This window comes from Amycolatopsis xylanica, assembly GCF_900107045.1.
GTDB lineage: Bacteria > Actinomycetota > Actinomycetes > Mycobacteriales > Pseudonocardiaceae > Amycolatopsis > Amycolatopsis xylanica.
Map to the genome: position 1 here is coordinate 665,385 of NZ_FNON01000002.1, position 12,383 is coordinate 677,767.

Here is a 12,383-nt window from a genome sequence, read left to right on the forward strand (position 1 = left end):
TTGCCCGCGTCGCTTAGCCTGGCCGAGTCGGGGGAATGGTGACGAAAGGGGATCCGGGTGTCAACGGAGGCTCATCAGGTGGGCAAGGTGGTCTTGACCACCGCGGTTACCGCTTATCGGGACGCGCTGGGCGACCGGCTCGTCTCGGCTTACGCGCTGGGGAGCCTGGCGCATGGCGGGTTCGCTCCGGCGGTCAGCGATGTCGATCTCGGACTGGTACTACGTGAACCGGATTCATCTATCGAAGGCGTCCGGGACGAGCTGAAGGCTTCGGGGATTCCTTTGGCCGAACGGCTTTCGGTGTTCTGGAGTTCGCTTGGCTCATTGCGGGCGGGGCGGCCGGATGGGCGGTTTCCAGCGCACGATCGGCTCGATCTGGCGGACTATGGGGCACTGCTGTTCGGCACGGAGGTGCGTGACTCGCTGCCGCGGCCAGGGCGTGCCGAGCTGGTCGAAGAGGGTGCGGCGTTCGCTCTGCGACTGCTGGGTTCTCCGGCAGGGATCGCTGATTGCCTTGCGCCGCAAGGATTGTCGCCGATCCGGCTGACGAAGCTGGTGCTGATGCCGGTGCGCTTGCTGTACACGGCCGCGACCGGGGAGCTCGGGCTCACGGATCCGGCGGTGGAGTACTACCTGGGGCTGCCCGACGCTCCCGCTCACGATCTGGTCCGGGCGGCGAACGCGCTTCGTCACGGGGGTTCACCGGGCACGCTGCCGCACGGCGAACTTCTCAAGCTACTTCGACATTACCTCAATTATCAGCAAAAAGCAATAGGAAGCCCGGCACTTGTTGCCGCATTGAAACAGTGGGAACGAAACTTGACAAGCCCCGCATAATAGAAAATCGGCGCGTCTCCGATTCCGGAAAACATCGCCGATTGCTCTATTAACATAGCAGCTGTGAGGGGAAATTGTCAAATCAGGGGTACGAGCAGGAATTACGTTCCGAGCGCGCACACTTGTCCTTCCTCTATACGCACCTGGAAGCGGCGAGGGAGGCGGCCGCCGGGCGGACGGCCGACGCCGTTTCCTTGTGGGAGCGCGATGTCGCGGTCACGTTCAACCAGCAGGAGGTGCAGCGCCTGAAGGTCGCGGACGACGGCCTGTGCTTCGGCAGGCTCGACGAGCGGGGTGGCGAGCGGCGGTACATCGGGCGAATCGGACTGTTCGAAGAGGACTACGAGCCAGTGCTGCTCGATTGGCGCGCGCCCGCCGCGCGGCCGTTCTATTGCGCGACCGGGGCCAATCCGGAGGGGATGCGCAGGCGGCGGCAGTTCCACACCATCGGCAGGCGGCTGGTCGAATTCACCGACGAGCTGCTCGAAGGGGAATCGAGCGTCGACGGCACCGCGTTGCTGGCCGCGCTCGACGCGCCGCGCGATGGCGTCATGCGAGATATCGTCGCGACCATCCAGGCCGAGCAGGACGAGATCATCCGGCTGGACCATCCCGGCGTCGTCGTGATCGAGGGCGGGCCGGGCACCGGGAAGACCGCGGTCGCGCTGCATCGCGTCGCGTATCTGCTGTACACCAAGCGAAAGCTGCTCTCGCGCAGCGGCGTGCTGGTGATCGGGCCGAACCCGCGCTTCCTCGGCTACATCGATCGCGTGCTGCCCTCGCTCGGCGAGACGGACGTGGTCTTCGCGACCCCGGCGGACCTGTTCCCCGGCCTGCGGCCCACCGCGGAGGAAACCCCGGAGGCCAGGGAGATCAAGGGGTCGGCGGCGATGGTCCACGTGCTGCGGGAGGCCATCGCGGATCGGCAGCGGCTGCCGGTGAAGCCGATCATGGTGAAACTCGACGACGTCACGGTGCCCGTCGACACCGAGCTCGTGGAGCCCGCGCTGAAACGCGCGCAGGCGACCGGCCTGCCGCACAACGAGGCCCGGAGCTACTTCTGGTCGCTGCTGGAAGAGGCGTTCGTCGAGCGGGCCGTCGACCTGATCGGCCAGGGCTGGCTGTTGCCCGGCGACCGGATGCTGCGTGCCGAGCTCGTCCAGGACGTCACGGCGGAGCTGGTCACGGGCAGGCTGCTCGAACGCGCCGTCGACGAGCTGTGGCCGAGGTTGTCGCCGTATCAGCTGCTCAGGGATCTGTTCACGTCGCCGGAGCGACTCGACGTGGCCGCCCCGTTCCTGCGTGACGCGCTGTACCGCGCCGACGGCGAGGCCTGGACCAGCTCGGACGTCGCGCTGCTCGACGAGGCGACCGAGCTGCTCGGCCAGCACACGACACGCGAGCTGAAGGAGGAGCGGGAGTTCGCCGAGGGTGTCCTGGAAATCCTGAACATGGAAGACGACGGGGAGACCCTGCGTGCCCAGGACGTCGTCACCGCCTCGCAGCTGGCGGAGCGCCATGTCGAACACGACACCCGTGCGCTCGCCGAGCGGGCGGCTTCGGATCGGGAGTGGACGTACGGGCACGTCGTCGTCGACGAGGCGCAGGAACTGTCCGAAATGGACTGGCGGATGCTGATGCGCCGGTGTCCGCGCCGCTCGTTCACCATCGTCGGCGACCTCGCCCAGCGCGAGTCGCCCGCGGGCGCGCGGGACTGGGAGGACATGCTCGCGCCGCATGTCCAGGACCGGTGGAAGTACCGGGCGCTGACGACGAACTACCGCACCCCCGCCGAGATCATGGAGGTCGCCGCCGCGGTGCTCGCGGAGGTCGACCCGGCGGCCCGGCCGCCGCGTTCGGTGCGGGCCAAGGGGATCCGGCCTTGGGCGCGGCACGTGGAGAATCTGACCGAGGCGGTCGCCCGCGCGGTGCGGGAAGCGTCCGGATCCGTGGCGGTCATCGCGCCGCCCGGGGTCGACGTCGGGCACCCGGCGATGACACCGAGGGAGTCGAAGGGACTGGAGTTCGACTCGGTGATCCTGGTAGAGCCCGGGCAGATCGGGTCGGCTTCGGACCTGTACGTCGCGCTCACGCGGGCGACGCAGCGGCTGGGCGTGCTGCACACGGAGCCGCTGCCCGCGACGCTGCGCTCGCTGGAGCCGCGCTACGACACGGTCCCTGGCTGCTGGGCCTGGTAATCCCCGTTGGGTCGTGAGTGTTCCGGCCGGTTAGAACCGGCCGGAACACTCACGACCACCATCAGCGGGTGAGGGCGCCCCAGGCGTAGGTCTGCTTGGCGAGCTTCAGGTAGACGAAGGTCTCGGTGCTGACGATGCCTTCGATGCCGCGGATGTCGTCATTGAGCACCTGGAGCAGGTGGTCGTCGTCGCGGCAGATGACCTCGATCAGGATGTCGAAGCCGCCGGCGCAGAGGACCACGTAGTGCACGTCGTCCAGCGCGGAGAGGCGCTCGGCGACGGCGTGGAGGTCGCCGCTGACCTTGATGCCGACCATGGCCTGGCGGGCGAGGTCGACGTCGAGCGGGTCGGTGACGGCGACTATCTGCATCGTGCCGTCGCGCAGGAGGCGCTGCACACGCTGGCGGACCGCGCCCTCGGAGAGGCCGACGGCCTTGGCCAACGCGGTGAACGAGGCCCGGCCGTCACGCTGGAGTAGTGAGATCAGCGTCCGGTCGGTCTCGTCGAGACCACGTGGCGTACGTGGTTCGCCGTCCCGTTCGTCGGCCATGCCGGCCCTCCCTACGCGAAAAGAGTTCGCCGCAGCGTAGCGAGTTGTCGGACAGGCGTGGGGCCGCCCGCCACATTGGCCCTTTTCGGTGTCCAACCAGCGTGACCAAGCGAAAATCGTAGCCAAACAGGTCGGTAGCAGCTGAATCATCACCCGAACGGGGCGAGATGTGATAGCCTGAGGGCGCGAATATCCATGGAGGTGGATCGCCGTGACCGGCTTGGGATGTCGCGATTGCGCACCAGGTGGGCTCGGCGTGCGCTGGTTCGCGCGCTGCGGCGGGGGTCGCCAGCTCGGCGGTTAAGGGTCGGAAGTCCCGCTTCCCGTACCCTCTCCCAAGGAATTCATCATGACCAGCTTTCTTCCTGCGCGCCGTCATATCCGCACGCCGAGCACCACCAAGACCCCGCATTTGGACGCGTTGAAAGACGCCGCGCCGCGACCGTTCTGGTTCGACAATCAACCGGCGCCCGAGCCTTGTTCCGCGCTGACCGCGGACACCACGGCGGACCTCGTCATCATCGGCGGCGGCTACACCGGACTCTGGGCCGCCTTGCAGGCCAAGGAAAACGACCCGACGCTGGACGTCGTGCTGATCGAAGCCGACACGTGCGGCTCGGCCGCGTCCGGCCGCAATGGCGGCTTCTGCGCGTCCAGTCTGACGCACGGAATCCTCAACGGCATCGACCGTTTCGAAAAGGAAATGCCCGAGCTGGAAAAGCAGGGGCTCGAGAATCTCGACGAAATCGAAGCGGCCGTCAAAAAGTACGGCATCGACTGCGATTTCCAGCGTTCCGGCGAGCTGGACGTCGCCACCGAGCCGTGGCAGCTCGACGAACTCGCCCGCTCGGCCATGCTCGCCGAGGCGCTCGGCCATGACGTCGCGCTGCTCGACGCCGCCGAGACCCGCGCGGAGGTCAACTCGCCGACCTACCTCGGCGCGCTCTACATGCCGCGCAGTGTCGCGATGCTCGATCCGGCCCGCCTCGCGTGGGGCCTGCGCGAAGCCTGCCTCGAGCTCGGCGTCCGGATCTACGAGTGGACCAAGGCGCTGGAACTCGACGAGGTCCGCAACGGGATCGAGGTCCGCACGCCGTACGGCAAGGTCCGCGCGGCCCGCGGAATCCTTGCCACGAACGGATTTCCGCCGCTGCTCAAGCGGCTCAAGAACTACATCGTGCCGGTGTACGACTACGTGCTCGTCACCGAGCCGCTCACCCAGGCGCAGCTCGACAGCATCGGCTGGAAGGCGAGACAGGGCGTCGGCGACTCGGCCAACCAGTTCCACTACTACCGCCTCACCGAGGACAACCGGATCCTCTGGGGCGGTTACGACGCGATCTACTACTACGGCGGCCCCGTCCGCAGCGAGCTGACGCTGCGCGCCGACACCTACGCCGTGCTCGCCGATCACTTCTTCGAGACGTTCCCGCAGCTCGCGGGCATCAAATTCACGCACAGGTGGGGTGGCGTGATCGACACCTGCAGCCGGTTCTGCCCGTTCGTCGGCACCGCGATGGGCGGACGGCTCGGCTACGCGCTCGGCTTCACCGGCCTCGGCGTCGGCGCGACGCGGTTCGCCGCCGGCGCGCTGCTCGACCAGCTCTACGGCCGCTACACCGACCGCTCGCGGCTGCACTTGATGAACTCGAAGCCGTTGCCGCTGCCGCCGGAGCCGTTCCGCTGGATCGGGATCCAGCTGACCAGGTGGTCGCTCAACCGGGCCGACGCCAACAGCGGCCGCCGCAACCTCTGGCTCCGGACACTCGACCGGTGCGGTCTCGGCTTCGATTCCTAGTCCAAGAAGGTCAAGCAACTACCGAATACGTAGTTTGACGAACTTAATTCAGCGGAAAAGCTTGTCTTGACCTTGTTCGGCTGTCACCATCGACGCCCATGGCCGAGTCTTTCGCGATCACCAACCCTGCCAGCGGAGAGCTGATCGAACAGATCCAGCTCGCCGAAGTCGCCGACGTCGACGTCGCGGTCCGGAAGGCCCGCGACGCGCAACGCGACTGGGCCCGTACCTCACCCGGCGAGCGCGCGGCGGTCCTGTTGAAGGTCGCGAACCTCCTGGAGGAGCGCGCCGACGAGTTCGCGCTGACCGAGACCAGGCAGTGCGGGAAGCCGATCAAGCTGTCGAAGGAATTCGACGTCCCCGGCACCATCGACAACGCCGCGTTCTTCGCGGGCGCGGTCCGCTCGCTCGAGGGCAAGGCGTCCGGCGAGTACTCGGCCGACCACACCTCGACGATCCGCCGCGAGGCGGTGGGCGTGATCGGCTCGATCGCGCCATGGAACTACCCGCTGAACATGGCGGGCTGGAAGGTCTTCCCGGCGCTCGCGGCGGGCAACGCGGTGGTCATCAAGCCCGCCGAAATCACCCCGCTGACCACGGTCATGCTGGCGCAAGCGTTTGCGGACGCCGGGCTGCCCGACGGGCTGCTCACCGTCCTCATCGGCCGGGGCCGCGACGTCGGCGAGGCGCTGGTGAGCCACGAGTACGTCGACATGGTCTCGTTCACCGGCTCGACCCCGGTCGGCAGGCGGATCGCCGAACTGGCCGCCCGCGCGCCGAAGCGGGTCCACCTCGAACTCGGCGGCAAGGCCCCGTTCCTGGTCTTCGACGACGCGAGCCTCGAAGCCGCGGTGCACGGCGCCGTCGCCGGAGCGCTGCTCAACGGCGGCCAGGACTGCACCGCCGCCACCCGCGCGTACGTCCAGCGGCCGCTGTTCGACGCCTTCGTCGAAGGTGTCGCCGAGGTGATGCGGTCGGTCAAGATGGGCAACCCCGAGGACCCCGCCACCGACCTGGGCTCGCTCGTGTCGGCCACGCAGGCCGAGCGGGTGCACGGTTTCGTCAGCCGCGCGCTCGACCAGGGCGCGAAGGCGGTCGTCGGTGGCGGCGCCCCGCGTGGCGCGTTCTACGAGCCGACGCTCATCGTCGGCGCCGCGCACGAGTCCGAGATCGTGCAGGACGAGGTGTTCGGGCCGGTGCTCGCCGCGGTGCCCTTCGATTCCGACGACCAGGGGCTCGCGCTGGCGAACGACACCCGATACGGTCTGGCGGCTTCCGCCTGGACCAGCGACGTGTTCCGCGCGGGGCGAGCCAGCAGGGAAATCGCCGCCGGGTGCGTCTGGATCAACGATCACATCCCGATCGTGAGCGAGATGCCGCACGGCGGGATGAAGGCGTCCGGGTACGGCAAGGACATGTCGTCCTACGCGTTGGAGGAGTACACCGTCGTGAAACACGTGATGAGCGAGAACACCGGCGTCGCGCGTAAGCCATGGCACCGGACGGTGTTCTCCCATGGCTGAGACGGTGCTGACCAAGGTCGAGGCGCCCGCGGGCAAGGGCCTGCGCACCGGCGCGCTGAACATGATGTCCTCGGTGGTCATCGGCATGTCGTCGACGGCGCCCGCCTACTCGATCGCCGCGACGCTCGGGCTGATCGTGCTGGCGGGCACGGGGTTCAAGGCGGCGTCGCTGGTGCTGCTCGCGTTCATCCCGGTGCTGTTCGTGGCGTTCGCGTTCCGCGAGCTGAATTCGGTCGAACCGGACTGCGGCACCAACTTCACCTGGGCGACGCGCGCGTTCGGCAGCCGCGTCGGCTGGCTGACCGGCTGGGTGGTGACGGTCGCGCAGCTGCTGGTGATGACCAGCCAGTCCGCCATCTCCGGCAAGTACACGCTGCTGCTGTTCGGCGCCGACGAGCTGGCCAACAACCGCGTGGTGACCACCGCGGTCGGCGTGCTCTGGCTGATCTTGCTGTGTTACCTGTGCTTCCGGGGCATCGAGATCTCCGCGCGGGTGCAGTGGGTGCTGCTGGCCGTGGAACTGGTGGTGCTGGCTGTGTTCTCGGTGGTCGCGCTGGTCCGCGTGTTCAGCGGGACGGCAGGTGACCAGGCGACGACGCCTTCGTGGAGCTGGCTGTGGCCGTCCGGCATCGGGTTCTCGTCGTTCGTCTCGGCGGTGCTGCTGGCCGTGTTCATCTACTGGGGCTGGGAAAGCTCGGTGTCGGTGAACGAGGAGTCGGCCGACCCGAAGCGCGGGCCCGGCAAGGCGGCGGTGCTGTCCACGGTGCTCTTGGTGGTCAACTACCTGCTGGTGACGATCGCCGCGCTGTCCTTCGCGGGGGTCGGCACGGACGGGATCGGCCTCGGCAACGAGAAGAACGCCGACGACGTGCTCGCCGGGCTCGGCGACGCCGTGTTCGGGTCGAACGGCTTCGGCGCGGTGATGGGCTTCCTGCTGGTCATCTCGGTGCTGACCAGCGCTGCGGCGGCCTCGCAGGCGACGGTGATGCCCGCCGCGCGCACGATGCTCTCGATGGCCAGCCATGGCGCGCTGCCCAGGTCGTTCGCGAAGGTGCACCCGCGCTTCCAGACGCCGTCGGTGTCGACTTGGGTGTTCGGGCTCGTGTCCTTTGTGCTCTATGTCGGCTTGTCGCTGTGGAGCGACAACATCCTGTCCGACTCGGTCGACGCGGTCGGGCTGACGATCGCCATCGAGTACACGGCGACGGCGCTCGCGTGCGTCTGGGTGTTCCGCAAGACGTTGTTCGCGAGCGTGCGCAACTTCTTCCTGCGCGGGGTCTTCCCGTTCGTCGGCGGGATCTTCTTCGCGGTGATCCTGGTGGCGGCGCTGATCGAGTACGCGAAGCCGGACGCGGGCGAGACGACGGTGTTCGGCATCGGCGGGCCCGCGGTGATCGGCGTGGTGGCGATCTTCCTCGGGGTGCCGCTGATGCTGGTGATCCACCGGGCCTGCCGCGACTTCTTCGCCGGACGGCGGCTGCCGCGCGGCTTCGTCCACGGCGACGAAGCCGCCATCACGCCGAGGGGGTCGTGAGTGTTTTGACCGGTTAGAACCGGCCATATCACTCACGAGTCCTTTAGCCGCGGATGAGGTCGGCGGCCTTCTCGGCGACCATGATCGTGGGGGCGTTGGTGTTGCCGCGCGGGACGACGGGCATCACCGACGCGTCCGCGACGCGCAGGCCGTCGACGCCGCGGACCCGCAGCGACGAGTCCACGACCGCGTTCTCGCTGGAGCCCATCGCGCAGGTGCCGACCGGGTGATAGAGGGTCTGCGTGTTCTCGCGGGTGTGCTCGGCGAGTTCGTCGTCGGTGAGGTCGTGGTGGTCCGGCAGGAACGGCTTGTCCAGGTAACGGGCGAGCGGGCCGGACTTGCCGATCTCGATCAGGTCGCGCAGGCCCTGGAGCATCGCGTCGAAGTCGGCGGATTCGGCGTAATAGGCCGGGTCCAGCAGCGGGCGCCACAACGGGTTCGCGGACTTCAGCCGGAGACGGCCTCGGCTCGCGACGTCGACCAGCGTCGCCGCGGACGTGAAGCCGGGCGTGGTCGGCTCGCGGAAACCGTTGTCGTAGAACAAGGTCGGGGCCACGTGGATCTGCATGTTCGGCGGCGCCGACTCCGACAGCGTCGAGTAGAACGCGCCCGCCTCGCCGATGTTGGACGACAGCGGGCCACGCTTGGTCAGCTTGTAGCGGATCATCCCGGCCGGGGTCGCGGAGTCGACGATGTCCGAAGTGTCCTTAGTGGACCAGATGATGCCGCAGGCCGGGTGATCGTGCAGGTTCTCGCCGACACCGGGCAGGCCGACGACGACGTCGATGCCATGCTCACGCAGGTGCTCGGCCGGGCCGATGCCGGACAGCATCAGCAGCTGCGGTGAGTTGATCGCGCCGCCGCACAGCACGACCTCGGCCGACGCGCGCACGTCGACCGAAACCCCGCCGGACAGGTACGAAACCCCGACCGCGCGGGTGCCCTCGAGCAGGACCCGGGTCGTCTGGGCGTTGGTGCGCACGGTTAGGTTCGGGCGCCCCAGCGCAGGCCGGAGGTAGGCGTCGGCCGTCGACCAGCGCTGCCCCTTCTTGCAGGTCACCTGATACTGCCCGGCGCCTTCCTGCGAGACGCCGTTGAAGTCGTCCGTGCGCTTCAGGCCCCAAGCGACCGCCGAGTCCACCCAGGCCTCGGAAAGCTCGTGCGTGAAACGCCGGTCTTCGACGTGCAGCGGGCCGTCCGTGCCGTGCAGCTCGCCGCCGAGGCGCTGGTTTCCCTCGGCGCGCTTGAAGTACGGGAGCACGTCGTCGAAGCCCCAGCCCGCACAGCCGTGCGCGTCGCGCCAGTTGTCGTAGTCCGCGCGGTTGCCGCGGATGTAGATCATCGCGTTGATCGAGGAGCAGCCGCCGAGCACCTTGCCGCGTGGCCAGTACGCGGTCTTGCCGGTGTGCTTCTGCTCGACCGTCTCGTAGTTCCAGTCCCACTGGGTCTTGAACAGCGCCGCGAAGGCCGCCGGGATGTGGATCTCGTCCGCGGTGTCCTCGCCACCCGCCTCGAGGAGCAGCACCTTCGCCGCCGGGTCCTCGCTCAGGCGGTTCGCCAGCACACAGCCCGCGCTGCCCGCACCGACGATGACGTAATCGAAGGACTCCACGTTGGCCTCCAGCTAGTTGGCGCTGTGTCAATAAACCACACCTCGCCCCGATTGAAAAGTGACGCTCCGGGGCACCCTGATTACACACCCAATCGGGAGGCAAGTCATGAAGTGGAGGACAGCAGCGACACTCGTAGCAGGCATGGCGGCTACGACGGCTCTCATCGCGACACCCGCGCAGGCGGCGGGCGCACCGTGTTCGGCGCAAGCCAAGGCCTGCTTACAGCTCCATACGAACACCGCGTGGCTGATGGACAACGGGGAAGTCACCTACGGCGGTGTCCCGGTCACCACCGGCCGTAAGGGCTACGCCACGCCGACCGGCACCTTCCATGTCCAGTACAAGGACATCGATCACTACAGCAAGCAGTTCAACGGCCCGATGCCGTACTCGGTCTTCTTCACCACCAACGGCATCGCGTTCCACCAGGGCAGCCTGAAGGTGAAGTCGCACGGGTGCGTGCACTTGTCCAAGCCCGCGGCTGTGACCTTCTTCAACACCCTCCAGCCAGGGGACATCGTCCAAGTAGTCTCCTGATCATGCGAGTTGTCGTGGACGTGATGCCCAAGCCGGAGATCTTGGACCCGCAGGGGCAGGCGGTAGCCGGGGCGCTCCCGCGCCTCGGCTTCCACGGCGTCACCGCGGTACGCCAGGGCAAGCACTTCGAGCTCGAGGTCGACGACACGGTCGACGACGAGACGCTGGCCAAGATCGCCGAGGGCTTCCTCGCGAACCCGGTCATCGAGCAGTGGACCGTCCGCCGGGTCGACGCGTGAGCGCGCGGATCGGCGTCATCACCTTTCCCGGCAGCCTCGACGATGGCGACGCCGCCCGCGCGGTGCGCTACGCCGACGCGGAGGCCGTGAGCCTCTGGCACGCCGACGCCGACCTCAAGGGTGTCGACGCGGTGATCATCCCCGGCGGCTTCTCCTATGGCGACTACCTGCGCGCCGGCGTCATCGCCCGGTTCGCGCCGGTCATGACCTCGGTGATCGAGGCCGCGCGCCGGGGGCTGCCGGTGCTCGGCATCTGCAACGGCTTCCAGATCCTGTGCGAGGCCGGGCTGCTGCCCGGCGCGATGGTCCGCAACGCGGGCCTGCACTTCATCTGCCGTGACCAGTGGCTGCGCGTCGAGAACACCGAGACCGCGTGGACCGGCCGGTACGAGCAGGGCGCCGAGATCCTCGTCCCGATGAAGAACATCGACGGCTGCTATGTGGCCGAGCAGTCCACTTTGGACGAGCTGGAGGCCGAAAACCGGGTGGTGGTCCGGTATGTCGACGGCAACCCGAACGGCTCACGCAACGACATCGCGGGCATCCGCAGCGAGAACGGCCGGGTGGTCGGCCTGATGCCGCACCCGGAGCACGCGATCGACGCGCTCACCGGCCCGTCCGACGACGGGCTCGGCATGTTCTATTCGGTGGTCGACACCCTGGTCAACGTCTGAGAGACGTGCGCGAGGATGGCCGGGACGGCGACGTCCCAGGCCGTGCGCGGCAGCTCGTGGCCGACCTTGTCCAGCATCACCAGCTCGGCGCCCGGGATCTTGCCAGCCAGGTAGATCCCGTGCTCCAGCGGGAAAAGCGGGTCCTCGGTGCCGTGCAGGACCAGCGTCGGCGCGGTGATCGCCGAGATGTCCCGCTTCGCGCCGGAGGTCTTGTCCATCACGTTGTGGTTGGTCATGCTCGACTCGTAGTTCGCCGTCCGCTCGAACATGCGCTCCACCCGCGCGCGCAACGCGGCGTCGTCGCGGGCGTGTGACCCGGCCAGCCGCCGGTCCAGCTCGACCCAGTAGTCGACTATCGACTCGCGGCTCGACCAGTCCGGCGTCGGCGCGTTCATGAAGTAGTCGAGCAGCTCTTCGGTCATCGGCGGCAGGTCGTCGCCGTACTCCGCGCTGGTGGTGGTCGAGATCAGCGTCAGCGACGCGACCCGCTCGGGGTGATCGGCGGCGACCAGCTGCGCGAGGCCGCCGCCCATCGAGATGCCGACGAAGTGCGCTTTGAACACGCCGAGCTCGTCGAGCAGCGCCAGCGCGTCCGCGGCCAGGTCGAGCCCGCCGTAGCCGGGTGCGCCGGGCGGATACCCGACCGAGCGGCCGGTGTCGCGGTAGTCGAAGCGGATGACGTACCTGCGGTCGGCCGCGAGCCGGGCGCAGAACTCGTCTTCCCAGACCAGCATCGAGCTGGACATACCCGCGAGCAGCAGTATCGCCGGGTCACCGGGCGCGCCGAAGGTCTCGACACAGAGCTCGACGCCGTTGGCGTGCACGATCCGTTCCGGCATACTTGCCCCCAAGCATGTTGTGTACGACGTCCACTTTGCCA

The 12,383-nt window shown here is 68.0% G+C and carries 11 protein-coding genes; 8 read left to right on the forward strand and 3 right to left on the reverse strand.

The genetic code is table 11. From position 1 onward, the window contains the following. Nucleotides 1–78 precede the first annotated feature (78 nt). Both BLV57_RS10915 and BLV57_RS10920 read left to right on the forward strand, forming a co-directional pair. Nucleotides 79–837, forward strand: a complete 759-nt coding sequence (locus tag BLV57_RS10915; RefSeq protein ID WP_091288517.1) for a hypothetical protein — start codon at nucleotides 79–81, stop codon at nucleotides 835–837. 74 nt (nucleotides 838–911) lie between these two features. After that, entirely contained in the window at nucleotides 912–3,035 is a 2,124-nt protein-coding gene (locus BLV57_RS10920) for a helicase domain-containing protein (RefSeq protein WP_091288518.1), read from the forward strand. Between the two features lie 61 nt (nucleotides 3,036–3,096). Here BLV57_RS10920 and BLV57_RS10925 read toward each other — a convergent pair whose 3' ends face one another. Next, nucleotides 3,097–3,585, reverse strand: a complete 489-nt coding sequence (locus BLV57_RS10925; protein WP_091288519.1) for an Lrp/AsnC family transcriptional regulator — start codon at nucleotides 3,583–3,585, stop codon at nucleotides 3,097–3,099. 349 nt (nucleotides 3,586–3,934) lie between these two features. Here BLV57_RS10925 and BLV57_RS10930 point away from each other — a divergent pair, with 349 nt between their 5' ends. The 3 genes from BLV57_RS10930 to BLV57_RS10940 all read left to right on the forward strand — a co-directional run bounded on the left by BLV57_RS10930 (nucleotide 3,935) and on the right by BLV57_RS10940 (nucleotide 8,440). Further along, nucleotides 3,935–5,383, forward strand: coding sequence for an NAD(P)/FAD-dependent oxidoreductase (locus tag BLV57_RS10930; protein WP_091288520.1), 1,449 nt, complete (start codon nucleotides 3,935–3,937; stop codon nucleotides 5,381–5,383). Between the two features lie 98 nt (nucleotides 5,384–5,481). Further along, entirely contained in the window at nucleotides 5,482–6,906 is a 1,425-nt protein-coding gene (locus BLV57_RS10935) for a gamma-aminobutyraldehyde dehydrogenase (protein WP_091288521.1), read from the forward strand. Beyond that, on the forward strand, nucleotides 6,899–8,440 hold the full coding sequence (locus BLV57_RS10940; RefSeq protein WP_091288522.1) for an APC family permease: 1,542 nt from the start codon (nucleotides 6,899–6,901) through the stop codon (nucleotides 8,438–8,440). Before BLV57_RS10935 ends, BLV57_RS10940 begins: the two co-directional genes overlap by 8 nt. Before the next feature lie 43 nt (nucleotides 8,441–8,483). On the opposite strand, the gene BLV57_RS10945 is transcribed toward BLV57_RS10940, so the two are convergent. Next, the gene (locus BLV57_RS10945) at nucleotides 8,484–10,052 is read right to left on the reverse strand and encodes a GMC family oxidoreductase (protein WP_091288523.1); all 1,569 of its coding nucleotides are present in this window, start codon (nucleotides 10,050–10,052) and stop codon (nucleotides 8,484–8,486) included. Between the two features lie 142 nt (nucleotides 10,053–10,194). On the opposite strand from BLV57_RS10945, the gene BLV57_RS10950 reads away from it, so the two are divergent. Genes BLV57_RS10950 through purQ form a run of 3 tightly spaced genes read left to right on the forward strand, consistent with a single transcriptional unit; the run spans nucleotide 10,195 to nucleotide 11,503 of the window. After that, nucleotides 10,195–10,590, forward strand: a complete 396-nt coding sequence (locus BLV57_RS10950; RefSeq protein ID WP_245757260.1) for a L,D-transpeptidase — start codon at nucleotides 10,195–10,197, stop codon at nucleotides 10,588–10,590. Further along, complete coding sequence (gene purS, locus BLV57_RS10955; RefSeq protein ID WP_091289081.1) at nucleotides 10,590–10,829, forward strand: phosphoribosylformylglycinamidine synthase subunit PurS; 240 nt, start codon at nucleotides 10,590–10,592, stop codon at nucleotides 10,827–10,829. Before BLV57_RS10950 ends, purS begins: the two co-directional genes overlap by 1 nt. Beyond that, on the forward strand, nucleotides 10,826–11,503 hold the full coding sequence (gene purQ, locus BLV57_RS10960) for a phosphoribosylformylglycinamidine synthase subunit PurQ (RefSeq protein WP_091288525.1): 678 nt from the start codon (nucleotides 10,826–10,828) through the stop codon (nucleotides 11,501–11,503). The genes purS and purQ overlap by 4 nt, the downstream gene beginning before the upstream one ends. Here purQ and BLV57_RS10965 read toward each other — a convergent pair. Then, entirely contained in the window at nucleotides 11,470–12,342 is an 873-nt protein-coding gene (locus tag BLV57_RS10965) for an alpha/beta fold hydrolase (RefSeq protein WP_091288526.1), read from the reverse strand. The genes purQ and BLV57_RS10965 overlap by 34 nt on opposite strands. Between the last annotated feature and the right edge of the window lie 41 nt (nucleotides 12,343–12,383).

Excerpts from the sequence above, each read along its gene's own strand:
- BLV57_RS10925 (WP_091288519.1), bottom strand. The coding sequence starts at position 3,585 with ATGGCCGACGAACGGGACGGCGAACCACGTACGCCACGTGGTCTCGAC.
- BLV57_RS10950 (WP_245757260.1), top strand. The coding sequence starts at position 10,195 with ATGGCGGCTACGACGGCTCTCATCGCGACACCCGCGCAGGCGGCGGGC.
- BLV57_RS10930 (WP_091288520.1), top strand. The coding sequence starts at position 3,935 with ATGACCAGCTTTCTTCCTGCGCGCCGTCATATCCGCACGCCGAGCACC.
- BLV57_RS10965 (WP_091288526.1), bottom strand. The coding sequence starts at position 12,342 with ATGCCGGAACGGATCGTGCACGCCAACGGCGTCGAGCTCTGTGTCGAG.
- BLV57_RS10940 (WP_091288522.1), top strand. The coding sequence starts at position 6,899 with ATGGCTGAGACGGTGCTGACCAAGGTCGAGGCGCCCGCGGGCAAGGGC.
- BLV57_RS10935 (WP_091288521.1), top strand. The coding sequence starts at position 5,482 with ATGGCCGAGTCTTTCGCGATCACCAACCCTGCCAGCGGAGAGCTGATC.